The 26,297-nt window shown below is 71.1% G+C and carries 23 protein-coding genes; 12 read left to right on the forward strand and 11 right to left on the reverse strand.

Features of this window, described 5'->3' with window-relative positions:
* Window positions 1-8 precede the first annotated feature (8 nt).
* Genes FCN18_RS05600 through FCN18_RS05620 form a run of 5 tightly spaced genes read right to left on the reverse strand, consistent with a single transcriptional unit; the run spans window position 9 to window position 4,733 of the window.
* Window positions 9-1,562, reverse strand: coding sequence for an ABC transporter substrate-binding protein (locus tag FCN18_RS05600; protein ID WP_112269884.1), 1,554 nt, complete (start codon window positions 1,560-1,562; stop codon window positions 9-11).
* 32 nt (window positions 1,563-1,594) lie between these two features.
* A complete protein-coding gene (locus FCN18_RS05605; RefSeq protein WP_112269886.1) occupies window positions 1,595-2,032 on the reverse strand; it encodes a thioesterase family protein in 438 nt (145 codons plus the stop codon).
* Window positions 2,025-2,978: a 3-hydroxyacyl-CoA dehydrogenase NAD-binding domain-containing protein gene (locus tag FCN18_RS05610; protein ID WP_137093642.1), complete on the reverse strand. Its 954-nt coding sequence runs from the start codon at window positions 2,976-2,978 to the stop codon at window positions 2,025-2,027. The genes FCN18_RS05605 and FCN18_RS05610 overlap by 8 nt, the downstream gene beginning before the upstream one ends.
* Window positions 2,971-3,864: a BKACE family enzyme gene (locus FCN18_RS05615; RefSeq protein WP_137093645.1), complete on the reverse strand. Its 894-nt coding sequence runs from the start codon at window positions 3,862-3,864 to the stop codon at window positions 2,971-2,973. The genes FCN18_RS05610 and FCN18_RS05615 overlap by 8 nt, the downstream gene beginning before the upstream one ends.
* Window positions 3,861-4,733: a TetR/AcrR family transcriptional regulator gene (locus tag FCN18_RS05620; protein ID WP_112269891.1), complete on the reverse strand. Its 873-nt coding sequence runs from the start codon at window positions 4,731-4,733 to the stop codon at window positions 3,861-3,863. The genes FCN18_RS05615 and FCN18_RS05620 overlap by 4 nt, the downstream gene beginning before the upstream one ends.
* Before the next feature lie 528 nt (window positions 4,734-5,261).
* Between FCN18_RS05620 and FCN18_RS05625 the strand changes: the two genes are divergently transcribed.
* The 6 genes from FCN18_RS05625 (at window position 5,262) to FCN18_RS05650 (ending at window position 12,562) form a co-directional block, all read left to right on the forward strand.
* Window positions 5,262-5,930: a GntR family transcriptional regulator gene (locus FCN18_RS05625; RefSeq protein ID WP_137093647.1), complete on the forward strand. Its 669-nt coding sequence runs from the start codon at window positions 5,262-5,264 to the stop codon at window positions 5,928-5,930.
* Window positions 5,927-7,069, forward strand: coding sequence for a mandelate racemase/muconate lactonizing enzyme family protein (locus tag FCN18_RS05630; protein ID WP_137093649.1), 1,143 nt, complete (start codon window positions 5,927-5,929; stop codon window positions 7,067-7,069). The genes FCN18_RS05625 and FCN18_RS05630 overlap by 4 nt, the downstream gene beginning before the upstream one ends.
* A 109-nt stretch (window positions 7,070-7,178) precedes the next feature.
* Complete coding sequence (locus tag FCN18_RS05635) at window positions 7,179-8,912, forward strand: IlvD/Edd family dehydratase (protein ID WP_228713672.1); 1,734 nt, start codon at window positions 7,179-7,181, stop codon at window positions 8,910-8,912.
* 22 nt (window positions 8,913-8,934) lie between these two features.
* On the forward strand, window positions 8,935-9,552 hold the full coding sequence (locus FCN18_RS05640; RefSeq protein WP_137093651.1) for a bifunctional 4-hydroxy-2-oxoglutarate aldolase/2-dehydro-3-deoxy-phosphogluconate aldolase: 618 nt from the start codon (window positions 8,935-8,937) through the stop codon (window positions 9,550-9,552).
* 47 nt (window positions 9,553-9,599) lie between these two features.
* Window positions 9,600-11,018 carry an Nramp family divalent metal transporter gene (locus FCN18_RS05645; protein WP_137093653.1) on the forward strand — a complete coding sequence of 473 codons (1,419 nt, stop codon included), beginning with the start codon at window positions 9,600-9,602 and terminating at the stop codon, window positions 11,016-11,018.
* A 104-nt stretch (window positions 11,019-11,122) separates the two neighbouring features.
* Window positions 11,123-12,562, forward strand: a complete 1,440-nt coding sequence (locus FCN18_RS05650; protein WP_112269901.1) for an NAD-dependent succinate-semialdehyde dehydrogenase — start codon at window positions 11,123-11,125, stop codon at window positions 12,560-12,562.
* 94 nt (window positions 12,563-12,656) lie between these two features.
* Here FCN18_RS05650 and FCN18_RS05655 read toward each other — a convergent pair whose 3' ends face one another.
* Genes FCN18_RS05655 through FCN18_RS05665 form a run of 3 tightly spaced genes read right to left on the reverse strand, consistent with a single transcriptional unit; the run spans window position 12,657 to window position 15,309 of the window.
* Window positions 12,657-13,487, reverse strand: coding sequence for an ABC transporter permease (locus FCN18_RS05655; RefSeq protein ID WP_113644281.1), 831 nt, complete (start codon window positions 13,485-13,487; stop codon window positions 12,657-12,659).
* Window positions 13,484-14,290, reverse strand: a complete 807-nt coding sequence (locus FCN18_RS05660) for an ABC transporter ATP-binding protein (RefSeq protein WP_113644280.1) — start codon at window positions 14,288-14,290, stop codon at window positions 13,484-13,486. The genes FCN18_RS05655 and FCN18_RS05660 overlap by 4 nt, the downstream gene beginning before the upstream one ends.
* Complete coding sequence (locus FCN18_RS05665; protein ID WP_137093655.1) at window positions 14,287-15,309, reverse strand: ABC transporter substrate-binding protein; 1,023 nt, start codon at window positions 15,307-15,309, stop codon at window positions 14,287-14,289. Before FCN18_RS05665 ends, FCN18_RS05660 begins: the two co-directional genes overlap by 4 nt.
* Before the next feature lie 246 nt (window positions 15,310-15,555).
* On the opposite strand from FCN18_RS05665, the gene FCN18_RS05670 reads away from it, so the two are divergent.
* Window positions 15,556-16,482, forward strand: a complete 927-nt coding sequence (locus FCN18_RS05670) for a TauD/TfdA dioxygenase family protein (protein WP_113644278.1) — start codon at window positions 15,556-15,558, stop codon at window positions 16,480-16,482.
* Window positions 16,483-16,845: 363 nt separating this feature from the next.
* On the opposite strand, the gene FCN18_RS05680 is transcribed toward FCN18_RS05670, so the two are convergent.
* Complete coding sequence (locus tag FCN18_RS05680) at window positions 16,846-17,445, reverse strand: hypothetical protein (RefSeq protein WP_113644277.1); 600 nt, start codon at window positions 17,443-17,445, stop codon at window positions 16,846-16,848.
* 346 nt (window positions 17,446-17,791) lie between these two features.
* Here FCN18_RS05680 and FCN18_RS05685 point away from each other — a divergent pair, with 346 nt between their 5' ends.
* The 5 genes from FCN18_RS05685 to FCN18_RS05705 all read left to right on the forward strand — a co-directional run bounded on the left by FCN18_RS05685 (window position 17,792) and on the right by FCN18_RS05705 (window position 24,073).
* Window positions 17,792-19,165, forward strand: coding sequence for an MFS transporter (locus FCN18_RS05685; protein ID WP_228713673.1), 1,374 nt, complete (start codon window positions 17,792-17,794; stop codon window positions 19,163-19,165).
* Between the two features lie 112 nt (window positions 19,166-19,277).
* The gene (locus FCN18_RS05690; protein ID WP_113644276.1) at window positions 19,278-20,306 is read left to right on the forward strand and encodes a sodium:calcium antiporter; all 1,029 of its coding nucleotides are present in this window, start codon (window positions 19,278-19,280) and stop codon (window positions 20,304-20,306) included.
* A 250-nt stretch (window positions 20,307-20,556) separates the two neighbouring features.
* Complete coding sequence (locus FCN18_RS05695) at window positions 20,557-21,081, forward strand: PadR family transcriptional regulator (protein ID WP_112269915.1); 525 nt, start codon at window positions 20,557-20,559, stop codon at window positions 21,079-21,081.
* The gene (locus FCN18_RS05700; protein WP_112269917.1) at window positions 21,078-21,758 is read left to right on the forward strand and encodes an ABC transporter ATP-binding protein; all 681 of its coding nucleotides are present in this window, start codon (window positions 21,078-21,080) and stop codon (window positions 21,756-21,758) included. The genes FCN18_RS05695 and FCN18_RS05700 overlap by 4 nt, the downstream gene beginning before the upstream one ends.
* Window positions 21,755-24,073 carry an FtsX-like permease family protein gene (locus tag FCN18_RS05705; RefSeq protein ID WP_137093660.1) on the forward strand — a complete coding sequence of 773 codons (2,319 nt, stop codon included), beginning with the start codon at window positions 21,755-21,757 and terminating at the stop codon, window positions 24,071-24,073. The genes FCN18_RS05700 and FCN18_RS05705 overlap by 4 nt, the downstream gene beginning before the upstream one ends.
* A 55-nt stretch (window positions 24,074-24,128) precedes the next feature.
* Here the strand turns inward: FCN18_RS05705 and FCN18_RS05710 are convergent, their stop codons facing one another.
* Both FCN18_RS05710 and FCN18_RS05715 read right to left on the reverse strand, forming a co-directional pair.
* Window positions 24,129-24,698: a TetR/AcrR family transcriptional regulator gene (locus FCN18_RS05710; protein WP_112269919.1), complete on the reverse strand. Its 570-nt coding sequence runs from the start codon at window positions 24,696-24,698 to the stop codon at window positions 24,129-24,131.
* Window positions 24,673-26,238 (reverse strand): MFS transporter, encoded by a 1,566-nt coding sequence (locus tag FCN18_RS05715; RefSeq protein WP_137093663.1) that lies wholly within the window; start codon window positions 26,236-26,238, stop codon window positions 24,673-24,675. The genes FCN18_RS05710 and FCN18_RS05715 overlap by 26 nt, the downstream gene beginning before the upstream one ends.
* Between the last annotated feature and the right edge of the window lie 59 nt (window positions 26,239-26,297).

The raw sequence follows: 26,297 nt of genomic DNA on the forward strand, positions 1-26,297 counted from the left end.
CCACCTCCTCAGCCGAGCCACGCTTCGCGGAACGAGTAACCGGACAGGGGCAGGCCGGTGCGGTCGGGCAGCAGCCCGGCCACGTACACCTGGTGGGCGTCGACCTGGTTCATGAAGCCCCAGATGATGTTGCCGCCGCGCTCGTACTCGATGCGCTGCGCCCGCTTGAGCAGGTCCTCACGCTCGGCGCGGTCCACCGTGCGGTCGGCGCGGCGCACCAGCCCGAGGAACTCCGGGTCGCTCCAATGCGTCTCGTTGTACGGCGACTGCGGCAGCGAGCCGGAAGCCACCTGCGGCAGGTAGTTGCGCGTGTACCAGAACGACTGCGCGAAGTCCCAGCTCAGGTAGTTCTCCCAGAAGGCGGTGGTGTCCAGCCGGCGAAGGCGGACGTTCACGCCGGCGGCCTTCGCCTGCTGCTGGAACACCTGCGCGGCCTCGACCGCGCCGGCCTGGATGGGCGCGGTGACGAGCTCGACGTCCAGGTTCGGGTGCCCGGCCTCGGTGAGCAGGCGGCGCGCCTCGGCGATGTCCTGCCTTCGCTGCGGCAGCTCGCTCGCGTAGGCGGGGTCGAACGGCCCGTAGAGGTCGTTGCCGATCCGGCCCTGTCCGCTGAGCACCTGGTTGATCATCTGCTCGCGGTCGACGACCAGCCGCAGCGCCTGCCGCACGCGCACGTCGTCGAACGGCGGGCGGTCCACCCGCATCGTGAAGGGCAGCCAGGTACCGGTCTGCGCGCTCAGCACCCGCAGCCGCTCGTCGCTGCGCAGCACCTCCACCAACGCGACCGGGACCTGGTCGATCGCGTCCACCTGCGACGACAACAGAGCGTTGATCCGGGCGTCGTCCTCGGCGAAGTTGATCAACACGAGCTCGTCGAGGTAGGGCTGGCCGGGCCGCCAGTAGTGCTCGTTGCGTACGAACGTGCTCTGCAGGCCCGGCGTGAAGTCCTGCGTGCGGAAGGGTCCGGTGCCGATCGGACGGTCCACCGAGAAGTCCGCCGGCACGATGCCCAGTGAGTACTGCGCGAGGTAGTCGTCGAACACCGTGGACGGCTCGGTGAGCCGGAACTCGACCCGCCGGTCGCCGCTGGCCACGACCTCGCCCAGCATGGTGAGGCTCGCCGCGCCGCTTTTCGGATCGTCGGGGTCCATGATCCGGCGGAAGGTCGCGATGACGTCGGCGGGCGTCACCGGCCTGCCGTCGTGGAACCGGACGCCCTCGCGCAGGGTCGCCGTCCACGTCCTCGCGTCGGGCGAGGGCGTGAGCGACTCCGCGACGAGCATCTCGAGCCGGTAGTCGTGGTCGCGGTAGAGCAGCGGCTCGTAGAGGTTTCGCACGCGGGCGATGTCCGGGCTGGTCGCCGGGATATGGGGGTCGAGGGTGTCGGACGCGCCGCCGCCGGTGATGCCGACGCGCAGCGTGCCGCCCCGGCGGGGCGCTCCGGTGGGGGCCGCGACGGCGCTCGACCGTCCGCCGCACGCCGACAGCAGCGGTGCCGTTCCGGCGAGAACGGCGCTGCCGACGAGGAAATTCCTTCTGGAGATGCGTTTGTCAAACGACATGAAGTCGGGCTTCCGGATAGGGGACCTGAGGGTCAGGAGCTGATGGCTCGCCCCGCGTAGCCGGGGGCTGGGCGGAGGTGTCTTCGCAGGCGCTGCGCGACGTCCTCGGGCAGGGGCGCCGCTCTGGCCCCCGCGACGTGGATCGCCAGCAGCTCCTCCGTTGCCACCAGCTCACCGTCCACTCGCATCTCGTGGCAGAGCCGTACCTTCTTCTCTCCCACGGAAAGCACGAATGTGGTGACGTGCAGGTCCGCTTTCGGCCCGACCTCGCGAAGGTAACGGACGTGGGCCTCGACGGTGTAGAGCGAGCGGCCCGTCGCGGCGCGGTAGCGCTCGTCGAGCCCGGTGTGCTCCATCAGGTTGGTGGTCGCGAACCCGAACACCATCACGTAGAACGGCTCGCTCAGGTGTCCGTTGTAGTCGATCCACTCGTCGCGAACGGTGTCGTGGTACTCCAGTGGTTCACTCACCGCGCCTCCCTCGGCTGGCTTCGACGGCGCGTTGCACGGCGATGATCGCGCGGTCGCGCTCGGCGACGAGGTCGGCGATCGAGCGGTCACCCGCCGCGGAGTCGCAGCCCGCCACCATGTCGTCACGCAGCCGCTGGGTGAGCTCGGGCGCTTCCAGCCGGGTCCACGGCGCCTTGAGGGACGGTCCGAAGTGGTCGAGCATGTGCGCCATGCCGCCCTCGCCGCCGGCGAGGTGGAACGTCAGGCACGGTCCGTGCACCGGCCAGCGCAGGCCGGGCCCGTCGGTGATCGCTGTGTCGATCTGCTCCACCGTGGCCTCGCCGTTGGCGACCATGTGGAGCGCCTCTCGCCACAGCGCCTCCTGCAGGCGGTTGGCGATGAACCCTGGCAGCTCGTGGTCCATGGTGATCACCGACTTGCCCACCCGGCGGTAGAACTCGCTCGCCCATTCCACGGCCCACGTCTCGGTGCGCGTGCCGCCGGCCACCTCGACCAGCGGGATGAGGTACGGCGGGTTGAACGGATGGCCCACCACGAGCCGTTCGGGGCTGGCGGCCTCGGTCTGCATCTCGCTCATGCCGTAGCCCGATGTGGACGAGGCGATGACGACGTCGGCAGGGGTGACCTCGGCGATGTCGGCGAGCAGCGCGCGTTTCACTGCGAGGTCCTCTGGGGCGCTCTCCTGCACGAACCCGGCGCCGTCCACGGCTTCCGCGAGGGTCGGCAGCACGGTGAGGTTGTCCCGCGAGGCGCCGTCGGCGAGGCCCAGCTCGGTGAGCGCGGGCCACGCGGCCTCGACGAGCCTGCCGAGCCGCTCGGCGGCGCCGGGCGCGGGATCCCAGGCGCGCACCCGGTAGCCGCGGGCGAGGAAGTGGGCGGCCCACCCGCCGCCGATCACGCCCGCGCCGACGCACGCGACGGTGGTGACCTCCGCTGGCTCAGGCACCCGCGGCCCCCTTCAGATTCAGGATGCGGCGCGCGTCGTCCGGGGAGGCGACCTTCGCGCCGAGGTCCTCGACGATGTTCACGGCACGCTCGACGAGCTGGCCGTTGGTGGCCTTGACGCCCTTGCTGAGGTAGAGGTTGTCCTCGAGTCCGACGCGGACGTGCCCGCCCAGCAACGCCGAGTGCGCGACCCACGGCAGCTGGTTCCGGCCGATGGCGAACGAGGCCCACTGCGCTCCCTCGGGGAGCATGTGCACCATCGTCTGCAGCAGCTCGGGGTTCGCGGGCGCGCCGTAGGGAATTCCCATGCACAGCTGGAAGAGCGGCGGAGCGTCGATGAGCCCTTCCTCGATCAGCTTGGTGGCGAACCACAGCTGGCCGGTGTCGAAGATTTCCAGCTCCGGCTTGACGCCGAGCTCCTGGACGCGTTTGGCGCCCGCACGCAGCATGTCCGGAGTGGACACGTAGAGCTGGTGGCCCTCGCCGAAGTTGAGCGAGCCGCAGTCGAGCGTGCAGATGTCGGGCAGCAGCTCCTCGACGTGCGGCAGGCGGTCCTCGGCGTTGACGAGGTCGGTGCCGTCCACTGGCTTGAGCGGGTCCTCGTCGTCGATCACCAGGTCACCGCCCATGCCCGCGGTGAGGTTGATGACCACGTCGACGCCGCTGTCCCTGACCCTGCGCACGACCTCGCGGTAGAGCGCCACGTCGCGGGAACCCTGGCCGGTCTCGACATCGCGCACGTGGATGTGCACCACGGCGGCTCCGGCGTTCGCGGCCTCGACGGCCGAGGCTGCGATCTGCTCGGGAGTGACCGGCACGTGCTCGCTCTTGCCCACGGTGTCGCCGGCGCCCGTGAGGGCGCAGGTGACGATGATCTCGCTGTTCATGGTTCTTGCTGTCCTCCGTGGACGATGTTGCGGTCGATGAAGTCCCTCAGGTGCTCGCGCATGGAGTCCACCGAGCTTCCGGGCTTGCCGGTGAGCACCTGGATGCCGAGCCCGTCGATGAGCGCGCTCAGCTGAGTTGTGATCTCGCGAGGGTCCCGCTTCCGGAACACCCCCTGCTCCTGTCCATTGCGGATGGTCATCGCGATCGTGTCGAACCAGCGGTCGTAGGAGTCCCAGTACAGCTCGCGCATCGCCGGGTTCAGCGCGCTCTCGTTCCACACCTGCAGCCACACCGACCACTCGTCCCTGAGCAGGCCGTCCGCAGGCAGCTGCAGCTCCACGAGGCGCACCAGCCGCTCGTGGGCGTTGTCGATCGCGTGCAGCTCGGCCACCTGCCGGTCGAACGCGAGCTTCACGTTGCGCCGCAACGCCTCGTTGAGCACTTCTTCCCTGGTGGGGAAGTGGTAGTGGATGGTCGCCGTGCTCGTGCCGCACGCCTTGGCGATGTCGGCGATGCGCACGTGGTGGTAGCCGCGCGTGGCGATCAGCTCCCACGCGGTCTCCAGGATGTGCCGCCTGCGCTCGGTCCGGCCGCCCTCGCCGGGTGCGCTCGCGGACCGCGCCGCCGGTGCGGGCACCGCGGTGACGGTCACGGCGTCGTCGCTGCCGTTGAGCAGCCAGTTCACCGTCACACCGGCGTACTCGGCGATGCGCACGAGCTCGTGCGGGGAGAACCGCCGCGTGCCCTTGAGCGACTTGGACAGTTTGGTCTCGTCGATCCCGATGGCCCTGGCGAACTCGCGCTGTGCGCCGGGTTTCGCCGGAATGAGACTCCGAACCCGCGTTCGCAAGTCCTCGGTCTCGGCCATGTGGGACGACCGTAGTGTCATCTTGCGATTCGCGCAAGGCTACTGACTCGTCAGCCAGGTCATCGCAAGTTCGGTGCCGCCCGCGGACCGCCCACTATGGACTCGGCGGGACGCTCCCGGTCTTCCGCTCGCTGAGCGTGGTCGTGCGGCCGCCACTTGGTGGCGAATACCGCGACGAGGGCGTGGCCCTCGCCCTTGGCCCGGACGGCTGCTCCAGCAGCGACACCCCGCGGCTGCCGGAGGTGACCAAGGTGGCCGCGTTGCCGCACAAGGTGACCGAGCCCGGCCACGAGACCTGGCCGACCGCCGACGAGATGCTGCGCGCCCCCCACGCTCGATCTCGACCCGCTCGCCTTCACGCCGAGGAACAGGCTCGATCGGCGACCGGTGTACTCGGAGAACGGCAGCTCGCCGCGGCACGTCATGATCGGGGGCGAGCTCGTGCTGGAGGACGGCCGGGTCGCCACGAGGCGAAGCGCCCTGCCATATAGAATGTAAGTTCGACGGTTTACATGTAAGGTGGCCGTCATGGTGGGAGTGAACGAGAAGACCGCGGCCCGGACCAGGGTCGCCGACGCGGTCTACGAGCGACTGCGTGAGATGATCTTCACCGGCGAGCTTTCCCCTGGCGCGCGGCTGAGTGTTCCCGCGCTCGCCGAGTCGCTCGACGTCAGCCGGAGCCCCGTGCGCGACGCGGTGCTGCGGCTCGTGCAGGAACGGCTCGCCAGTGAGGAACCGCGCCGGGGGGCGATCGTGGCGAGCGTCGGCCTCGCCGAGCTCGTCTCGATCTACGAGATCCGCGAGGTGCTGGAAGGGCTCGCGGCGCGGCTGGCCGTCGAGAACGCCGGGCGCAAGCTGGTGCGGGCGCTGAAGGAGGCGCTCGACGAGCACGAGGCCGCGACGCGCACCGCTGACCTCGCCGCGAGCACCGAGGCGGACCTGCGGTTCCACCGGCTCATCCGGGAGGCCGCGGGCAACCCGGAGGTCATCCGGCTGCTCGACGACGTGCAGACCCAGGTGCGGCTGGCCATGCGCACCACCACGGTGACGGCGGGCCCGAGGCAGGCCATCGACGACCACCGCGCGATCCTCACGGCCATCGAGTCCGGCGACGCCGTCGCCGCGGAACAGGCCGCCAGGGCGCACATCTTCCGCCTGCGCAGTGTGCTCCTGCGGCAGCTGGAGGGCGGCGAGTGACCCGGATCGTCGGTGCCCGCCTGCGGGTTCTGCGCGCGCCGGCGAACGACGGCATCGCGATGTCCTTCTCCCCGCTGCGCGACCGGTCGATCGTGCTGGTGGAGGTGACCACCGAGGACGGTCTCACCGGCCGGGGCGAGAGCTGGATCAACTACCCGCCGTGGGCGGCGGAGGAGCGTGTCGCCACCTTGCGCGAGGGCGTGTTCCCGCTGCTGCTCGGCGAGGACGCCACCAGGATCTCGGCGCTGCACCGGCGGCTGTGCGCGCGGCTGGACCCGCTCGGCAGGCAGTGGGGCGCACCGGGACCGATCCGGCAGGCGATCAGTGGGGCCGACCTCGCGCTGTGGGACCTGGCTGGCCTGCGGGCCGGAGCCGCGGTCAGCACTCTTGCCGGCGGCCGGGTCCGCGACCGGATCCCCGTGTACGCCAGCAGCCTCGGCCCCGAGGACGTCGGCGAGAAGGCGCGCGAGTGCGTCGGCGCGGGCCACACGGCGGTGAAGGTCAAGCTCGGCTTCGGCAGGGCGAAGGACGAACGGAACCTGGCGGAGGCGCGGGAGGCGGCCGGACCCGGGGTCACCCTCTACGCCGACGCGAACCAGGCGTGGGACGTGGCCGAGGCCGTCGCGATGGCGCCGCTGCTGAGAGACGCCGGCGTGGAGTGGATCGAGGAGCCGGTGCGGGGCAACCCGCTTGCCGGGCTCGAGGAGCTGCACCGTCGCACCGGCCTGCCCATCGCGACAGGGGAGAACCTCTACGGGGTCGAGCAGTTCCGCGACTTCGCGGCGTCGCCCGCGATCGCGGTCCTGCAACCGGACCTCGCCAAGACCGGCGGGCTCACCGAAGCGCTCGCGGTGTGCGCGCTCGCCGCGGCACACGGCAAGTCCGTGCTGCCCCACCTGTACGGCGGCGCGGTGGCGTACGCCGCGACACTGCAGCTCGCCGCGATGGCGGAGGCGGTGACCGGGGTCGAGTACGACGTCAGGGACAACCCGCTGCGTGACCCGTTGCTGGCCGGCCCGCCGACACCCGAGCGGGGTCTTGTCGACCTGCCCGACCTGCCGGGCCTCGGCGTGCGCCTCGACGAGACGGCGGTCGCCGCGGCGACCGAGACCGAGGTGGGTGCGACACCGCGTACCTGACCGACCGCGGTTCCGCGGCGGCTCCTGCTGCCAACATGTTGCATGTAACTTTGAGAAAATCTATGCTGCAGATCTGCTTTGCATGCAGATGTGCCCTCACTGTGGAGCGATGATGCATCCAGACAACGACGTGTCACCCCGGCGCAGCGCCGCGTGGTTCGGCCTCGACGGCAAACTCGGCTTCGTCCACCGCTCGAAGATGTACAACCAGGGCTACTCCGCGTCGATGTTCGACGGGCGGCCGGTGATCGGGATCTGCAACAGCTGGTCGGACCTGGCGCCCTGCAACGCGCACCTGCGTCAGGTCGCGGAGGCGGTCAAGCGCGGCGTGCTGATGGCGGGAGGGACTCCGCTGGAGTTCCCCACGATCTCGCTCGGCGAGACGCTGATGCGGCCCTCGGCCATGCTGTTCCGCAACCTCATGGCCATGGACGTCGAGGAGACCCTGCGCGCCAATCCGCTCGACGGGGTCGTGCTGCTCGGTGGCTGCGACAAGACCGTCCCCGCGCAGCTGATGGGCGCGCTCAGCGTCGACCTGCCCGCGGTGATGGTGACCGGCGGCCCGATGCTGAACGGCAAGTTCCGTGGCTGTGACGCCGGGTCGGGCACCCACGTGTGGCAGTTCAGCGAGGAGGTGCGCGCGGGCCGCATGAGCCAGGCGGACTTCAACGCGGCCGAGGCGTGCCTCTCGCGCAGTGCCGGGCACTGCACCACGATGGGCACCGCGTCGACCATGGCGTGCCTCGCCGAGGCGCTCGGCCTCTCCCTGCCCGGCAGCGCCGCGATCCCAGCCGTCGACGCCCGGCGACACCGCATCGCCGAGGAGGCGGGCGGCCGGATCGTGTCCATGGTGGAGGAAGGGCTCACCCCGTCGTCCATTCTGGACCGCCGGTCGTTCGAGAACGCCATTCGCGTCAACGCGGCCATCGGCGGCTCCACCAACGCCGTGGTGCACCTGCTCGCGATCGCGGGACGCGCCGAGGTCGAGCTTTCGCTCGACGACTTCGACACGCTCGCGGCGAAGGTACCGCTGCTGGTGGACCTGTTGCCGTCCGGCCGGTTCCTGATGGAGGACTTCGCCTACGCCGGCGGCCTGCCCGCCGTGATCAAGGAGCTGGGCGAACTGCTGCACACCGACGCGGCCACCGTGACAGGCCGGAGCCTCGGCGAGAACTGTGCCGACGCCGAGAACTGGAACACCGACGTGATCCACACCCGCGCGGAGCCGCTGCGCGAGGCCGGGAGCCACACCGCGGTGCTGCGGGGCAACCTCGCACCGGACGGTGCGGTGATCAAGGTGTCCGCGGCGTCGGAGGAACTGGTGCGGCACACCGGAACGGCGCTCGTCTTCGACACGATCGAGGAGTACCACGAGCAGGCCGACTCACCCGACCTTCCGGTGGACGCCTCGACGGTGCTCGTGGTGCGCAACGCGGGCCCGTCCGGATATCCCGGCATGCCCGAGATCGGCAACCTGGCCATCCCGAAGAAGCTGCTCGACGCCGGTGTCCGCGACATGGTCCGGATCACCGACGGCCGGATGAGCGGGACCTCGTACGGGACGGTGGTGCTGCACGTGGCGCCGGAGTCCGCCGCGGGCGGCCCGCTGGCGCTGCTGCGCACCGGCGACCGGGTGACCCTCGACGTCCCCGCCCGCCGCATCGACATGGACGTGCCCGAGGACGAGCTGCGCCGCCGCGCGGCCGAGCCGACGCAGGCGGAGAACACCGGTTCCGGCTACGCGTGGCTGTACCGCGAGCACGTGCGGCAGGCCGACACGGGCGCCGACTTCGACTTCCTGGTGGGCAGGCGGGGACACGCCGTGCCCCGCAGGCACCTCTGACGACGCGAGAGAGGAACGACCTATGGCCAACGACCTCCTGAGCCGGGTGCTGGAGCACCGCGCGATGGTGATCTATCGAGGGCAACCCGCCGGGCAGTGCCTCGAGCTAACCGAACTGCTCCACGAAGAGGGCATCCGGCTGTTCGAGGTGACTCTGGGCCGTGGTGAGCCGTTCGCCGCCATCACTGCGCTGGCCGAGAAGTACGGCCACCAGATCCCCATCGGAGCGGGGACGGTGATGACGGCCGACGACGTCTCACGGGCCGCCGACGCGGGCGCGCGGTTCATCGTCTGCCCGCATGTGGACGAGGCCGTGATCGAGCGGGCCAAGGCGCTCGGCCTCGGCGTCGTGCCGGGCGCCTTCACGCCGACGGAGATCGTCCACGCCACGCGCCTCGGCGCCGACCTGGTGAAGGTCTTCCCGATCGGCCCCGTCGGCGCCGGCTACCTCCGGCAGCTCAAGGGCCCGTTGCCCGACGTGCCACTGCTGGCCACCGGCGGGGTCGGGGCCGATCTCGCGCGCGAATGCCTGGCCGAGGGCTGTGCGGGCGTCGGCGTCGGCGTCCAGCTGCTCGGCGACCCGGCCGACCCGGACGCGCTCAGGGCGGAGGCCCGCCGCCTCCTCGCCGCCACCCGCTGAAGGCGGCGGACACCGGCAACGACGCCGAGTCGAAAGGAAGCCTTTCCATGTCAACCCAAGAGGTGCCGCAGCAGGCGGAGCCCGAGGACGCCTACCGGCTTCGTGCCGAGGACGTCAAGGAGGCGCCGACGACACTGCGCGGCAGGCTGCGCTATCTGGGGCCGGGCATCATCCTCACCGCCTCCGTGGTGGGTTCGGGCGAGCTGATCGTCACGACGTCGCTCGGGGCCCGCGCGGGGTTCGTCCTGCTGTGGCTGGTGATCGTCGGCGCCACCGTCAAGGTGTGGGTGCAGATGGAGCTCGCCCGCTGGGCGATCCTCAACGGCAAGACCGCGCTCGCCGGGTACAGCACCGTGCCGCCGAGGATCGGCCGCATGGGCTGGATCAACTGGCTGTGGATCGGGCTCGACCTCGCCAAGAACTTCCAGCGCGGTGGCGTCATCGGCGGCTCGGCCGCCGCGTGCTCGATTCTGTGGCCCATCGTGGGGGAGCCGCTGAGCAGCGGCTCGCTCGCCATGTGGGCGGTCATCATCACGGCGCTGACGATCGGGCTGTTGCGCAGCAACCGGTACAGCGTCGTGGAGGCGATCACCACGTGGTCGGTCGCGATCTTCACGCTGAGCACCGTGGCGATCGTGCTGGTGCTGCCGTTCACCCCGTTCTCCTACAGCCCCGGGGACTTCGCCGACGGGCTGAGCTTCGCGATCCCGGCGGGCACCGTCGGCCTCGCGGTGGCCATGTTCGGCTCGACCGGTGTCGGCGCCGACGACATGACCAACTACACGTACTGGTGCCTGGAGAAGGGTTACGCGCGCTGGACCGGTCCCGACGACGGCAGCGAGGAACGCGCCCGGCGGGCCGAGGGCTGGATCAAGGTGATGCAGCTCGACGTGTTCGTGTCCTGGCTCGTCTGCACGGTCACGACGCTCTCGTTCTACGTGGTCGGCGCGAGCGTGCTGCATCCGCAGAACCTCGTGCCCCAGGGCAATGCCGTGATCACCACCGTGTCCCGGATCTACACCGACACGCTGGGCCCGTGGGCGGAGACCCTGTTCCTGTTCGGGGCGATCGCGGTGCTGTTCTCCACCAACATCGCCTCCGCGGCCGCGGTCCCCCGGCTGTGGACCAACACGCTGGGCCTGCTGGGCGTGATCGACTGGCACGACGTCAAGGTCCGGGCGCGGATCCTGCGGATCCTCACCGTCTGCCTGCCCGTGCTCTGGCTGCTCATGTTCCTGTTCGTCCAGTCGCCGCTGGTGATGATGCAGATCGGCGCGATCGCGACCGGTATCTTCCTGCTCGCGGTGCTGATCGCCGTGTGGCGGCTGCGCACCCTGGAGGTCGACCCGCGCTTCCGGCGCAACCGGTGGCTCACCGCGGCGTTCGTCGTCAGCAGCATCGGTATCTTCCTGCTCGCCGTCTACACGGTGCTGGAGGTGTTCGGTGTCGGGATCGCCGGTGCGTGATCGATCACATGACGTGCGCGAGCCCGACTCCGGATACGGTCGGGGGAGGGCACATCGTCCGTTGACGCCGCGTGCCGACAGCACGCCACGAGGGAGGCTTCTCGATGACCTATCCGGACACCCAGCTCTTCATCGACGACCAGTGGCTGGATGCTGCGGAGGGCCGCACGATCGACGTGCACAACCCGGCGACCGGCCAGGTCATCGGGCGCGTCGCCCACGCGACCAAGCAGGACCTCGACCGGGCCGCCGACTCGGTGCGGCGCGGCTTCGAGGTGTGGCGCGACCACACGCCCGCGCAGCGGAGCAAGATCATGCGCAAGGCGGCCGAGCTGGTGCGCGCCCGCGTCGACGAGATCGCGGCACTGATGACGCGGGAGCAGGGCAAGCCGCTGGTGGAGGCCAAGGGCGAGATCCTGGCCGGTGCGGACATCATCGACTGGTTCGCCGACGAGGGCCTGCGCGTCTACGGCCGGCTCGTCCCGCACCGCGCCAACCCCGCCATCCAGCAGCTGGTGATCAAGGACCCGGTGGGGCCGGTGGCCGCGTTCACGCCGTGGAACTTCCCGATCAACCAGGTCGTTCGCAAGCTCGGCGCCGGACTCGCCGCGGGCTGCTCGATGATCGTGAAGGCGCCCGAGGAGACGCCGGCCAGCCCGGCGGCGCTGGTGCGCGCCTTCCAGGACGCGGGCCTGCCCGCCGGGGTGCTCGCGCTGGTGTACGGCAACCCGGCCGAGATCTCGGAGCACCTGATCGCCCACCCGGTGATCCGCAAGATCACCTTCACCGGGTCGACCGCCGTCGGCAAGCAGCTCGCCGCGCTGGCGGGCAGGCACATGAAGCGCGTCTCGATGGAGCTGGGCGGGCACGCGCCGGTGATCGTCTGCGAGGACGCCGACATCGAGCTGGCCGTCAAGACCATGAGCAGGGCGAAGTTCCGCAACGCGGGTCAGGTCTGCATCTCCCCGACGCGGTTCCTCGTGCACGAGTCGGTGCGGCAGGACTTCGCCAAGGCGTTCGCCGAGGTCGCCACCGGCCTCAACGTCGGCGACGGGCTCGCCGAGGGCACCGAAATGGGACCGCTCGCCAACACGCGGCGCGTCGACGCGATGTCGGCGCTGTACGCCGACGCCGTCGAGCGGGGCGCCACGGTCCTCTCGGGCGGCAAGCGCATCGGCGACGAGGGCAACTTCTGGGCGCCCACCGTGCTCGACGACGTCCCGGCCGAGGCCAAGCTGTTCAACGAGGAGCCCTTCGGCCCCGTGGCGGCGATCCGCGGCTTCCAGGACCTGGACGAGGCGGTCACCGAGGCGAACCGCCTGTCCTACGGCCTCGCCGGGTACGCCTTCACCCGCTCGCTGGCCACGGCCGACCAGCTCACCCGCAAGGTCGAGGTGGGCATGCTCTGGGTCAACATGCCCGCCATGCCCTCGGCCGAGCTGCCCTTCGGCGGCGTCAAGGATTCGGGCTACGGCTCCGAGGGCGGCCCCGAGGCGATGGAGGCCTACCTCAACACCCGCGCGGTCAGCATCGCACACCAGTGACCTGGTAGGCCCGAACCGCAGTGAAGGCCACCTTCCCTGCGTTCAACGCAGGGAAGGTGGCCTTCACTGCGGTGGCTCAGAGGTGCCCGTCGGGTCACTTCCAGCTCGTCAACCGCCGCTCGACCACCACGAGCAGCTGGTTGAAGCCCACGCCGAGCACCGAGATGGCCACGATGCCCGCGTACATGGACGGGATGGCGAAGTTGTACTGGGAGTCGTTGATGAGGAAGCCGAGCCCCGCCTTCGCCCCCACCATCTCCGCGGCGATCACCACGACGATCGCGGCCGCGCCGGCCAGCCGCAGGCCCGTGAACACCGTCGGGATCGACGCGGGGAGGATCACCTTGCGGAACAGGGCCGGCGGCGGCAGGTTCAGCGACCTGGCCAGCTTCAGCAACGTGGGGTCCACGTTGCGCACCGCGGTGATCGTGTTCAGCAGGATCGGCCACGTGCACGCGTAGACCACGATCGCGATCTTCGACGTCTCCCCGATGCCGAGCACCAGCACGAACACGGGGAGCAGGGCCAGCGCCGCGGTGTTGAGGAACAGCTGCACCAGGGGCGTGAGGACGTCGGAGACGGTCTTGTACCAGCCGATCAGGATCCCGAGGGGCACGGCGATCAGCACCGCGATGCCGAACCCGGACAGCGAGCGCGTCAGGCTGGCCTGGATGTGCTCGGCGAGCTGCCCGCTGGCGGCCAGCTCGCCGAGGGCGCGCACGACCCCGGAGAACGGCGTGAGGAACGTGGAGTCGATCAATCCAGCCCTCGGCGCGAACTCCCACACCGCGAGCAGCAGGAGGACCGCGACCGACCTGGTGGCGACGCCCGACAGCGCCGATCCGGCCCGGCGGCCGGCGCCCCGGCGAGGCTGGGCCTCGGTTTTCCGTTCCACGGCCCGCTCGGTGATCGTGGGCGCGCTCATGCCGACACCGCTTCCTTCTCGAGCTCCTGTGCGCGCACGACCTCGTCGTGCAGCAGTGTCCAGATCTCGTGCCGGTAGCGGGCGAACTCCGGCGTCGAGCGGATGTCCTCGGCCGCGCTGCGGTCGAGGACGATGTCCACAACGGACTTGATCCGGCCGGGGCGAGACGTCAGCACGGCCACCCGCTGCCCGAGGTACACGGCCTCGTCGATGCCGTGGGTGATGAACACGATCGTCTTGCCGGTGCGCTGCCAGATGCGGCGGAGCTCGTCCTGCAGCGACTCGCGGGTCTGTGCGTCGAGCGCGGCGAACGGCTCGTCCATCAGCAGCACGCCCGGGTCGTAGGCGAGACTGCGCGCGATCGCCACGCGCTGTTTCATCCCGCCGGAGAGCTCGTGCGGGTGCCGGTCGGCGAACGACGCGAGGTCCACCAGCTCGAGGTACTCCCGCGCAAGCTCGGCGCGGTCCCTCTTGGGCACGCCGATCGCCTCCAGCCCGAACTCGACGTTGCCCTGCGCGGTGCGCCATGGCAGCAGCGCGTACTGCTGGAAGACGATGCCGCGGTCCACTCCGGGCCCGGTCACCGGCTCGCCGTCGAGCAGGACCTGTCCCGAGGTCGGGGTTCCGAGCCCCGCCAGCAGGTCCAGCAGCGTGGACTTGCCGCAGCCACTCGGTCCGACGATGACCGTGAACTCGCCCTGGGCGATGTGCAGGTCGATGTCTTCCAGCGCCGTCAGGCGCTCCCGGCCGCCGCGGATCGGGAACGTGCGCCCGACGCCTTCGAAACGGATCTTCGTCGTCATGCCCCGGCGCCCTTCGCGTAGGAGTTGAACTCGTTGGTGTAGACGTCCCGCACGGTGACCGCGTCTTGTTCGATGTCCCCGCGCTTGCCCAGCCAGTCGACCCACAGCTGGAGCTCCTGGTCCTTGATCACGCCGCCCGTGCCCGCGACGCCGTAGGAGCGCCAGTACCTCAGCGGGTCGGTGTCCTCGTTGCGCCTGCGGTCGGTGAGGATCCGGGTGAAGCGGTCGACGACCTCCTCGTGCGGTGTGCTCTTGCTCCACTCGATGGCCTTGGCTACGCCGGAGACGAAGGTGCGCACGGTGTCGGCGTTGTCCTCGAGGAAGTCCCTGCGGAACACGTAGGTGCCGGCCGTGAAGTCGCCGAGCAGCTCGTGGTCGCTGAACAGCTTGCGGATCCCGCCGCGTTCCAGCGCCTTCTCCCGCAGGATCCCGCCGAGCACGGCCACCTCGATCTGGCCCTGCCGCAGCGCCTGCTCGGTGTTGACCGGCGGGACCACGGTCGGCTCCACCTGCTCGCGCTCTGCCGCCGACAGCCCGTTGCGTTCCAGGTAGATGTCCAGCATGGCCTCGCTGTGCGCGCCGAGCGTGTTCATGCCGACCTTGGCGCCCAGCAGGTCCCTCGGGCCACGCAGGGGGCTGTCCTCCAGCACGTAGTAGCCGCTGGCCTCGTCCCTGTCGACTCCGTAGTAGCCGACGACGGAGGTGATCGGCGCGTTCCGCGCGGCCAGCTTGATCACCGCCCCGTTGAACGCGCCTCCGTAGTCGACCTGGCCGGTCGCGGCGGACTGGATGTCCTGTGGGCCGCTGATGGTGTTGCCGACCCATTCCAGCTTCACGTCTCCTAGGTAGCCGAGGTCGGCGGCCAGCTCCGACGGGATGACCTGGCCTGCCCAGCCCTGGTAGCGGATCGTCCTGGTGTTCACCCCGCTCGCCGCGCCGCAGCCGGTGAGCGCACCCGCGGCGGCAGTGAGCCCGAGCGCGGTCAGCCCGAGGAATTGTCGTCGATTGGTGGTCGTCACAGCGGTTGTCCTTTACGGCGGGGAATAATGGAAACTGAGATTTGGAGAACCGGGGAAATTAACTTCCCGGTCGGGGAAGTCGGCCCCGTTTCGTCAGGCTGGCACGGAAATCGTCGATACGGCAATGGTTTCCGTGTCACGTTCTCACGTCCTGAGAAGCATTGTTTTCACGCCGCAGAAATATTGCCCGATTCTCGGGGAAAGCCGCAGTCTGATGCGGACCGGTACGGAACCAAGGAGTGAGCAATGAGCGTGGATGTGGCACGAAGCACCGAAGTTTCGGTGACCAGGATCGGCGGGCGCATCGGCGCGCGCATCGACGGGGTTCGGCTCGGCGGCGAGCTCGACGCGGACACCGTCGCGCGGATCCGGGCGGCACTGCTGGAGAACAAGGTGGTGTTCTTCCGCGGCCAGCACCATCTCGACGACGCGGGGCAGCAGGCGTTCGGGCGGCTCCTCGGTGAGCTGACCCGGCCGCACCCCACGGTGCGCAGCGTGGGACTGGAGAACATCCTGCCCATCGACGCCGAGTACGGCCGGGCCAACAGCTGGCACTCCGACGTCACGTTCGTCGACCGCATCCCGGCGTTCAGCCTGTTGCGGGCCATCACGATTCCCGCCTACGGCGGCACCACGGTGTGGGCCAACACGGCCGCGGCGTACGCCGGCCTGCCGGAGTCGCTCAAGGCATTGGCCGAGAAGCTGTGGGCCGTGCACACGAACCTCTACGACTACTCCCGTCACGTCGACGAGCGCCGGATCGGCGGGGTGGATGTGAAGGAGCAGGCCTACCGCGACGAGTTCCGCTCCGACGTGTACGAGACCGAGCACCCCGTCGTGCGGGTCCATCCCGAGACCGGGGAGCGGGTGCTGCTGCTCGGCCACTTCGTCAAGCAGCTCGTCGGGCTCTCCTCGGCGGAGTCGAGCGCGATCTTCGGGCTGCTGCAGGCCCGCGTCACCAGGCTGGAGAACACCGTGCGCTGGCAGTGGCAGCCCGGTGACCTGGCGATCTGGGACAACCGCGCCACCCAGCACTACGGCGTCGCCGACTACGACGACCAGGCGCGCCGGCTACACCGGATCACGGTGGCGGGAACGATCCCCGAGAGCGTCGACGGTGTTCGCAGCACCGCACGGGTTGGCGACGCGTCGCACTACTCCACAGTGGACTGACGGGCCGGGGCTCGCCTGCGTGCCCGGTACGCCGCGGCCTTGACGCGGCTGTCGCACGCGTCCATGCCGCACCAGGTGAGCCGAGGTGCCACTGGCCTGGTCGGGGACGGCGGGCGACGCGGGGGAGCCGTGGTCGAACTCGTCGGAGCCCGCCGCGATCGCTGGCTGCTCCAGCCGCGGCGCTCGGCCGCCGCGTCCGGCAGGCCGGAGCTTTCGCCGCGCCGCACCAGGTGACCATGACCGGTGCGGCCCCGCGCGAGCGAGTCCGCAGGTGAATCATCCCCGGTGTGCGATGCGTGCCGGCCGATGGCATCGGCCGGGTCCGGGAGCGCCGGCGACCGCGGCGCCCGGCACCGGCCGTCGTCAGGCAGGCTCGGTGCGGGAGTTCACCAGCCACTTGCCGGAGGATCTGGTCAGCTCGAACGTCGCCGTCACGGGAACCTGGGGCGGGAACGGCGGGTTGGCCGAGTCCCGACGGCAGCTGGTGACGGCCACCGCCTGCACGAGCACCCACTGGCTCTCCTGTGCGCCGGGTGAGGAGGGTGAGGGCTGGGTACGCACGTCGCGCACGGTACGGGAGCACTGCTTGCGCTGGAAGTCCTCCCACACGATGCCGCCGTTGCCGTCCCGGAACTGTGCCAGCCCGGCCCGCATCCGCTCGGTGGAGAGCTGTTCCACGCGGCTGATCCAGGCGTCCGGGCGCGCGTCGTTCGCGTGCAACGTGTGCTGGCCGGTCAGCCACTGCCCGGCCACGGCCTCGGGCCGCGGAGCCCCGGGAGCGCTCAGGCTCGGCGGGGTCGGGCCACCCTTGGCCTGGTCGTCGATGGGCTCCCCGCCCGCTTCGGTGACCAGGTTCGCGCGGTCGTCGTCGGGGGCCTGCTGGTAACCCGCCCAGAACCCGCCGGCCAGCACTCCCACGACGGCGAGAGCACCCAGGTTGACCCAGATCTTGCGTCGGCTCACGACACCCCCGTTGTCACTCGGCTACGAGCGGTCGACGGTACCTCGGCGCTGATCGTTTCCACCAGCCGCGGTCGGACGGCCATTGAGGCCGGTGATGATGAATCTCTCGGCGCAGGTCAGGCCGCGCGTGCCCGTGTTCTCGCGGGGAGGGCGCCGGTCCGGACCGTGGTGTCCTGCTAGTCTGCGCGACATGTCTGGCGCTTCCGCCGCGGCCGCGGCCGTGACGAGGACGCTCCGCCACTAGCGGCGGAGCGGTTCTCCCGCAACATTCTCCGTCGCTTCGTTCTGGACCGGAGCGGCCTTATTTGTGCTGCTCGGATTTCTCTCGAGCAACGGAGCATCTTTCGTGCGTACGGACATTCACCGGGCGACGTCCGGGCTGCGGCCCTGGCTCGTCCTCGGTTCCCTTTCCATGCTGCAGTTCCTGATCGCGGTCGACGTCACCGTGGTCAACATCGCGCTGCCCTCGATCGGCGCCGACTTCGGCGTCGGCGCCCGCGAGCTGACGTGGGTCGTCGTCGGCTACACCGTCGCGGGCGGTGGCCTGCTGATGTTCGGCGGCCGTCTCGGTGACGTGCTCGGCAGACGGCGGGTCCTGCTCACCGGCGCGACGGTGTTCGGCGCCGCCTCGCTGCTGGCGGGCGTGGCGCCGTCGTATCCCCTGCTGGTGGCCGCGCGAATGCTGCAGGGGGTAGGCGAGGCGCTCGCCCTTCCCTCGGCGATGGCGGTGATCGTGCTGACGTTTCCCGAAGGGCCGCGCCGGACTCGCGCACTGAGCGTGTGGGCCGCCGTCGCCAGCACCGGCCTGGTACTGGGTTTCGTGCTCTCGGGCGTCATCACGGAACTGCTCGGCTGGCGGTGGATCTTCCTCGTCTGCGTGCCGTTCGTCGTGTTCGTGCTCGCCGCCGGCGCGGTCCTCGTTCCCACTGATCCACCGGGCGAACGGACACCGCTCGACCTGCCCGGCTCGGTGCTGCTGACGCTCGCGCCGCTGCTGCTGGTGTTCGGGATCGTCGAGGCGGGGGAGGGCGGCGGGCACCCGTGGGTGGCGGCTGTCGCGCTGGCAGGCGCGGCGGTGGCGGGCGGCCTGCTCGTCGTCGTGGAGCGGCGGGCGGCTCGCCCGCTGCTCCCGCCCGCGCTCTTCCGGAACCGGGCTCGGGTGCTCGCCAACGTCGCGACCGCGTTGCTCAGCGGCGCCCTGTCCACGTCGTTCCTGCTGCTGACGTTCCAGCTCCAGCAACGGGCGGCCCTCGGCCCGCTGGCGGCGGGCGTGGCGCTGCTGCCGCTCGCGGTGACGCTCGTGGCGGCGGCGACCCTCGTGCCCCGCGTCGTCGGCAGGTGGGGAGCGCGGGCCTGCGCGCTCGTCGGCATCGTGCTGACCGCGGCCGGGATGGTGTCGATCGCACTCGGCTCCGGTGTCGCGGCGGGTGCGCTGGAGTCGCTCCCGGCGATGGTGCTGATCGCCGCAGGCATGGGCTTCGGCCTCGTCGGCCTGCAGTACGCGGCGGTGAGCGGCGTGACCGGCGACGACGCGGGTGTCGCGTCCGGTGTCCAGCGTGCCGCCGACCAGCTCGGCGGCTCGTCGGGGGTAACGCTCTACGTCGGCATCGGTTTCGCTCCCGCGCTCTCCGGTTTCGATCCGTTCGTCGTCAGCTGTGCGCTGGCGACGGCGGGACTCGTCGCGGCGGGCCTGCTCGCGTGGCGCATCAGAGTGACCTGACCAGCGGTCTGTCCGCCGTGTCGTCCTCGGCGATGCATGAGACGGGGGGCACGCGGGTAGCCAGTGGCCACGTGATCACGGAGGCGGGATCGAAGGGGGCGGGGAGCCCGCGGTGCTGACCCAGCAATGGCCGGTCGGGTTGTCCGTCGCGGTGTTCGTGGCCGCCGCGGTGCTGACGGTGTTGTGCAGCATCCGGCTGGCCGCGCTCGGCGACACGCTGGCGGACCGGACCGGCTGGGGCGAGGCGCTGTTCGGCGCGGTCTTCTTCGGACTCGCGACGTCGCTGTCCGGGATCGTCATGACAGGCGTGAGCGCGGCCGCCGACCAGCCCGAACTGGCCTACGGCAACGCCGTCGGCGGGATCGCCGCCCAGACTCTCGCGATCGTGGTGGCCGACGCCGCGCACCGGCGGGTGAACCTCGAGCACGCGGCGGCCTCGCCCGGAAACCTCCTGTTCGGCTGCCTGCTGATCGTGCTGCTGAGCACGGCCCTGCTCGCGTCGTTCAGCCCGGACGTCACCGTGGCCGGTGTGCATCCGGCCTCGGCGATCCTCGTTGCCTTCTACGTCGGCGGGCTGGCGCTGATCCGGGGGCAGCCGCACCCGATGTGGCGTGCGATCGCCACCAGCGAGACGCAGCCGGACGAGCCGGACGACCACGGGCGATTGAGCAGCCGCGGTCTCGGTGCACTGTGGACGGAGTTCGTGCTGATCGCCGCCGTGGTGGTGGTCGGCGGCTGGGCGGTCGCACGTGCCGCCGACAGCCTGGTCACGGCAACGGGTCTGAACGCGGGCGTGGTCGGTGCCGTGTTCATGGGCCTCGTCAACGCTCTGCCGGAGACGGTCACGGCTCTCGCCGCGGTGCGCCGGGGCGCGGTGACGCTGGCCATCGCGGCCGTGGTCGGGGGCAACAGTCTCGACGCGCTGAACCTGGTCGTCGGCGACGTTCTCTACGGAGGCGGCTCGCTCTACCACGCCGCCAGCCAGGACCAGCTGTTCCTCACCACCTCGGCCCTGCTCATGACGGCGGTGCTGCTGGGCGGGCTTCTCGTGCGCCAGCGCAGGGGCTGGTGGCGGCTCGGGTTCGACGGCGTGGTGCTCGTCGTCATCTACGCGGTGACGGTGCTGACCCTCGCGATGTGAAACGGCCCGCGGCCGTCGTCGCCGCCGCAACGCCGCGGGGAGCCGTTCGGCGATCTCGAGGCCCCACAGTCCGAAGTGGTCGGTCATGGCGCCGGGGTCGGCTCGCCGGTCCAGGGCTTGCCTGCCTTCCTCCTCGGATCGCGCGAGCACCGCGGGCGCTCGCGGGCCAGGTGCCGGGTATACACACAGTGAATACACCGTGTGTATAGTGCACGGCACCGACGCTCGACCACAGGGAAAGGAGGGGCCGATGTCGGTCTCGCGCACGCTGCTGGCGCTGCTCGAACCGGGGCCGCGACACGGCTACGACCTCAAGCGCGCCTACGACGAGCAGTTCGCCCATGGCAAGCAGCTCGCGTACGGCCAGGTGTACTCGACGTTGTCGCGGCTGCTGCGCAACGGGCTCGTCGAGGAGGCAGGGGTCGAACACGGGGCCGGTCCGGACCGCAAGCGCTACACGATCACCGACGCCGGGGTGACCGACGTCGAGACGTGGCTGCGCACGGCGGAGAACCCGGAGCCGTACCTGCAGAACACGCTCTACACCAAGGTGGTGCTGGCGCTGCTGTCCGGGCGCAGCGCCCACGACGTGCTGGACACCCAGCGCTCGGCCCACCTCGCCGTCATGCGCGATCTCACCAGGCGCAAGGCGGACGGCGACCTGGCCGACCAGCTGATCTGCGATCACGCCCTGTTCCATCTGGAGGCCGACCTGCGGTGGCTGGAACTCACCGCGGCGCGGCTCGACGCACTCGCGGAGGTGGTGCGCTCATGACCGAACCATTGCTCGCCGGACGAGACCTGCACAAGTCGTTCGGCCCGACCGAGGCGCTGCGTGGCGCGGACGTCGCCGTGCGCGCGGGCGAGGTGCTGGCCGTCATGGGCCCCTCGGGCTCCGGCAAGTCCACGCTGCTGCACTGCCTCGCGGGCATCGTCCGACCCGACTCGGGCTCGATCCGATACCAGGGCCGGGATCTGGTCGAAATGTCCGACGGCGAGCGCAGCGCGCTGCGGCGCACGGACTTCGGGTTCGTCTTCCAGTTCGGTCAGCTGGTCCCGGAGCTGACCTGCCTGGAGAACGTGGCGCTGCCGCTGCGGCTCGGCGGGGCCAAGCGCAAGCCAGCGGAGGCCAGGGCGCGGCAGTGGCTGGAGCGGCTCGAGGTCGGCGACCTCGGCGACCGCAGGCCCGGCGACGTCTCCGGCGGCCAGGGTCAGCGCGTGGCGGTGGCCAGGGCGCTGGTCAGCGATCCCAAGGTGGTGTTCGCGGACGAGCCCACCGGCGCGCTGGACTCGCTCAACGGCGAGAAGGTGATGCGCCTGCTCACCGACGCCGCGCGCGGCGCGGGCGCCGCGGTCGTCCTGGTGACCCACGAACCGCGCGTGGCCGCTCACTCCGACCGGGAGATCGTGGTCCGCGACGGCCGCGTGAAAGACCTGGAGCTGGCGGCATGATCCGCGATCTCCTGCTGGGGCTCCGGCTGGCCGTCGGGGGTGGCCGGATCTCGGGGCAGGCGCTGCTGCGGCTGGCGATGACCACGCTCGGGGTCGCGCTCGTCGTCGCGGTCCTGCTCCCGGCGGCGTCGATCAACACGCTGGTGAGCGAGCAGGACGCCAGAGAGGCCGCCCAGGTCCCGCAGGTCGAACCGCGCCCCGGTGTCGACCCGCTGTACCGGCTCGACTGGTTCATCGACGGGGGCGACGACTACCTGCGGGCCGTGGTCGTCGCGCCGGACGGGCCGAACGCGCCGGTGCCGCCGGGGCTGGACCGCATCCCCGCTCCTGGGGAGGTCGTGGTCTCGCCCGCGGCGGCCGACTACCTCGCCAGCCCGGCCGGTGAGCCGGCGCGGGCCCGCATCGGGGGCACCGTCGTCGGCGAGGTCGGCAAGGCGGGTCTGGGCCTGGCCAGCGACCGGGTGGTGTACGTCGGGGACACGGCGGAGCGGCTGAAGGGGGAGGACTACACCACGCCGGTGTACGGGTTCGGCGCGGAACCCGACGGCCTCGCCCTTGACATCACCACGGCGGCGTTCGTGGCGCCGGTCGCGGTGGTCCTCCTGCTGCCGCTGCTGATCTTCGTCACCACTGCCTCGCGCATGGGCGCCGCGCAACGGGAACGCAGGCTCGCGGCACTGCGGCTGCTGGGCGTCAGCGGACGTCAGGTCCGCCGCATCGCCGCGGCCGAGTCGCTGGTTGGCGCCGTGGCGGGGCTGGTGCTCGGTGGCGCGCTGTTCCTTGCGCTGCGCCCGCTGATCGGGCACCTCGACCTGTTCGGGATGCGGTTCTTCCCCGAGGACTTCGTCCCGTCGTGGCCACTGGTCGTCGTCATCGCGCTGCTGGTGCCGGGGCTGGCCGTTGGCGCGGCGATCTTCGGCCTGCGCCGCACGATCGTCGAACCGCTCGGGGTTGTCCGGCAGGGCAAACCCGCACGCAGGCGGATGTGGTGGCGCTGGTCGGTCGCGGCACTCGGCGGCCTGCTGATGGCGGGCACCCTGCTCGCCGATGAACGCTCGAACGCCACGCCGGTCGGCCTGGCGCTGGCCGCGGGCAGCTCGCTGCTGCTGATCGGTGTCGCGGCGCTGCTGCCGTGGGCGGTGGAGAAGCTCGTCGCCGGGCTGCGGGGCGGCACGCCGGCCTGGCAGCTGGCGGTGCGCAGGCTGCAACTGGAGAGCGGCACCGCGAGTCGCGTGGTCTCCGGGCTGGTCATCGTGCTCGCGGGCGCGATCCTGATCCAGACGCTCGTGGGCGCGGTCAGCGCGACGGAGTCCGAGGGCAGCAGGTGGCAGGCGGCGACCCCGGTCGCCGCGCAGGTCGTGGGCGACGACGAGCAGGTCGACGAGGCCGCGAGCCTGCTGGCCGGAACCGACGGGATCACGGCGGTGCACGAGGTCGTCGCGGCACCGTTGCGCGCGGCAGGCGACGGCTCGGGCTGGCACGGGCAGGTACTGATCGGCGACTGCGCGGCGCTGGCCTCCCGTGCCGAGCTGGGCACGTGTGCCGACGGCGACGTGTTCTCGGTCGGCGCACTACGGGAGAGCAGCGGCCTCGCCATGCCCGAACCGGGCGCGCGGGTGCGGTTCTACTCCTACGGCGGCGACGGTGAGCAGACCGACGGTCCGCAGTGGACACTCCCGGCGGAGGTGCGGCAGGTGCCCGCGGACCAGGCTGCGCGCGAGGTCTCGTCCATCCTGCTCGTCACGCCGGGCGCGCTGGGTGGCGTGACCCCGTCCGACGCCGAGCGCGTGCTGTACGTGACGGGCACCGGGGCGCCGGCCAGGGTGTTCGAGGCCGCCTCACTTGCGGTCGGTCCACTGAGCTGGGAGGTCGACGTCCGGCCCGCGCTGGCGGTGTCCGACTCGAGCCGCCTCGACGAGACGACGCGCACGATGCGCGGCATGTTGCTGGTCGCGTCGATCTTCGTGCTGGCGGTGGCCGCGCTGTCGTTGCTGATGCTCTCGATCGAGCAGATCGTCGAACGCCGCCGCCCGCTGGCGGCCCTGTCGGCGGCTGGGGTCCCGCTGTCGGTGCTGGCCAGGGGATCCTTGTGGCAGAACGCCATTCCCGTCGCCATCGGGGTCGTGCTCGCCGTCGTGGCGGGGATCGGGATCACGCTGCCGACCCTGCGCTACGCGGGCCTGAGCCTCAGCCTGGACGCCGGGCTCATCGGGATCGTGTGTGGCGCGGCGGTGCTCGCCGTGCTCGCGGCCACGGCACTGACGCTGCCGTTGCTGCGTCAGGTGACCAGGCTGGACGGTCTGCGGGCCGAGTAGTCGCGCCTCGCTCGACGGGTTCGCGGTGGCCGGCGACGCCTTTCCAGGGTGAACGCTAGCGGTGCGGGTTCGTCAGCGCGTCGTTCAGGAGCTTGCGGATGTGCCTGGGATCCGCGTCGCGGTCGTCGAGCAGGATCGCGGCGCACAGGCCGTCGGCCAGCGCGACCACGGACTCGATGGCGTCGGCGTCGGCGGTGAGCGTCCCGGCGAGCTCGGCGACGTTCTCCCGCCAGCGCCGCGCCACCGGGCGGAGAGCGGGGCGGCGCGCGGCCAGTGTCGACAGCTCCCGCTCGGCCAGCGCTCGTTTGCGGCCGGGGCCGGACGACTCGGCGATGAACTCGGCGAGCCCGGTGAGTTTGTCCCCATCGGACTCGATGAGCCCTCGGATGCGTTCGGTGTAGGCGTCCGCGATGCTGCTCAGAGCGCCGACCAGGAGATCGTCGAGGGTGGCGAAGTAGTAGAGGGTGAGGCTGGCGGGGATACCCGCTTCCTTGGCGACCGTCCGGTGGGTCACCCCCGAAGCTCCGTCGCGCAGCACCACGGTCAGCGTCGCCTCGATGATCTCGGCCCGGCGGCGCTGCCCGCGGAGCTTGCGCCCGTCAACCTCGTGGTCCCCGTCCGCCATCGTCCCTCCCGTGAGTCGAGAGTGCCGAGTCTGCCTCAACCGTGTCGGCGCCGATCGGGTGGAGGTGCCGGAGCGTGCTGAACGCCGCGAGCGCGCACAAGGCGATCGCGAGTCCGGCGGCGAGCGCGGAGACGTTGAGCCCGGTGGTGAACGCGGCCTTGGCCTGTTCGACCGCTCCGGCAGGCAGCTGGTGGGCGACCGACAGGGCTCCCGACAGGCTGTCGGTCGCCGTGGCGGCGGCGGCGGGCGGCATGCCGGGCGGCGCCTCCGCCATGGCCCGGTAGATGGCGGTGGTGAGGCTGCCGAGCAGGGCCACCCCGGCCGCGACGCCGAGCTCCTGCACCGTTTCCGACAGTGCCGCGGCCGAACCGGACCTCTCCGCCGGTGCGGCGCTCACGACGATGTCGGTGCCGAGTGCGGCGATGGCCCCGAGCCCGAGATAGACGAAGGCGAAGCCGGCGATCACGCTCGGCGCGCTGCCGGCACCGGCGACGGCGAGGAGCGCATAGCCGAGCAGGGACAGCGCCAGGGTTGCGGCCATGACGGCGCCGGGGGAGAAGCGGCGGGCCAGCAGGGGGGCGCCGATGGCCGCGACCAGCATCGCCAGCGCCGGCGGGCCCATCCAGAGCCCGGCGGTCATGGGCGACTGCCCTTCGACGAGCTGGAGGTACTGGGTAACCAGGATCATCACCCCGCCGACCCCGACGAGACCGATCAGCAGCACCGCCAGCGCCGCGGAGAAGGCCCGGTTCGCGAAGAGCCGCAGATCCAGCAGTGGTTCCCGCAGGCGCAGCTGACGCCGGGCGAAGGCGATCCCCGAGCCGACGCCGAGCAGGGCGGCGATCAGCACGTCGGCGCCAAACCCTTCGGTGGCCTGCTTGATCGCGTAGGTCACCGGCAGGATCGCCGTCAGCGACAGGCCGACGCTGAGCGGGTCGAGCCGCGCCGTGCGGGCCGACCGGTACTCCGGGAGCAGCGTGGGTGCGCCGGCCAGCACCACGAGCGCGATCGGCACCGCGAGCAGGAACACCGCGCCCCACCACAACCCGGCGGCCAGCGCTCCTCCCACGACCGGGCCCGCCGCCATGCCGATCGCGAACATCGTCGCCCACACCCCGATCGCCACGGCACGCTGGCGGGCGTCGCGGAACATGTTGCTGATCAGCGACAGGGTCGACGGCATGAGAGTGGCTCCGGCGATGCCGAGCAGCGCCCTGGCCACGATGAGCCACGCGGCGTCGGGGGCGAACGCGGCGAACGCCGACACCGCGCCGAACGCGGCGATGCCGACCATGAGCAGGCGCCGCCTGCCGATGCGGTCGCCCAAGGTGCCCATGGTGATCAGGAACCCGGCGATGAAGAAGCCGTAGGCGTCCATGATCCACAACGTCTGCGCCGCGCTCGCGCCCAGCTCGCCGGCCAGGCTCGGCAGCACGAGGTACAGCGCCGTGACGTCGAGCCCCAGCAACGCGGTCGGCAGAGCCAGCAGCGCGAGGCCGCTCCACTCCCGCCAGCCGGCCCGTCCGGTGTCCTGCCCCATCCGCCCTCCAGCACAAAGTTGAACCGATGTACTAGTTTTACCATCGTTCAACTTTAGGC

The sequence above is a fragment of the Prauserella endophytica genome, assembly GCF_005146945.1.
In the GTDB taxonomy this organism is placed as follows: Bacteria; Actinomycetota; Actinomycetes; order Mycobacteriales; family Pseudonocardiaceae; genus Prauserella_A; species Prauserella_A endophytica.

Coding starts and splice junctions, on each gene's coding strand:
- FCN18_RS05620 (WP_112269891.1), bottom strand. CDS start 4,733: ATGGCCGAGACCGAGGACTTGCGAACGCGGGTTCGGAGTCTCATTCCG.
- FCN18_RS05650 (WP_112269901.1), top strand. CDS start 11,123: ATGACCTATCCGGACACCCAGCTCTTCATCGACGACCAGTGGCTGGAT.
- FCN18_RS05660 (WP_113644280.1), bottom strand. CDS start 14,290: ATGACGACGAAGATCCGTTTCGAAGGCGTCGGGCGCACGTTCCCGATC.
- FCN18_RS05640 (WP_137093651.1), top strand. CDS start 8,935: ATGGCCAACGACCTCCTGAGCCGGGTGCTGGAGCACCGCGCGATGGTG.
- FCN18_RS05645 (WP_137093653.1), top strand. CDS start 9,600: ATGTCAACCCAAGAGGTGCCGCAGCAGGCGGAGCCCGAGGACGCCTAC.
- FCN18_RS05635 (WP_228713672.1), top strand. CDS start 7,179: ATGATGCATCCAGACAACGACGTGTCACCCCGGCGCAGCGCCGCGTGG.
- FCN18_RS05600 (WP_112269884.1), bottom strand. CDS start 1,562: ATGTCGTTTGACAAACGCATCTCCAGAAGGAATTTCCTCGTCGGCAGC.
- FCN18_RS05695 (WP_112269915.1), top strand. CDS start 20,557: ATGTCGGTCTCGCGCACGCTGCTGGCGCTGCTCGAACCGGGGCCGCGA.
- FCN18_RS05710 (WP_112269919.1), bottom strand. CDS start 24,698: ATGGCGGACGGGGACCACGAGGTTGACGGGCGCAAGCTCCGCGGGCAG.
- FCN18_RS05715 (WP_137093663.1), bottom strand. CDS start 26,238: ATGGGGCAGGACACCGGACGGGCCGGCTGGCGGGAGTGGAGCGGCCTC.
- FCN18_RS05625 (WP_137093647.1), top strand. CDS start 5,262: ATGGTGGGAGTGAACGAGAAGACCGCGGCCCGGACCAGGGTCGCCGAC.
- FCN18_RS05700 (WP_112269917.1), top strand. CDS start 21,078: ATGACCGAACCATTGCTCGCCGGACGAGACCTGCACAAGTCGTTCGGC.
- FCN18_RS05705 (WP_137093660.1), top strand. CDS start 21,755: ATGATCCGCGATCTCCTGCTGGGGCTCCGGCTGGCCGTCGGGGGTGGC.
- FCN18_RS05670 (WP_113644278.1), top strand. CDS start 15,556: ATGAGCGTGGATGTGGCACGAAGCACCGAAGTTTCGGTGACCAGGATC.
- FCN18_RS05615 (WP_137093645.1), bottom strand. CDS start 3,864: ATGAACAGCGAGATCATCGTCACCTGCGCCCTCACGGGCGCCGGCGAC.
- FCN18_RS05655 (WP_113644281.1), bottom strand. CDS start 13,487: ATGAGCGCGCCCACGATCACCGAGCGGGCCGTGGAACGGAAAACCGAG.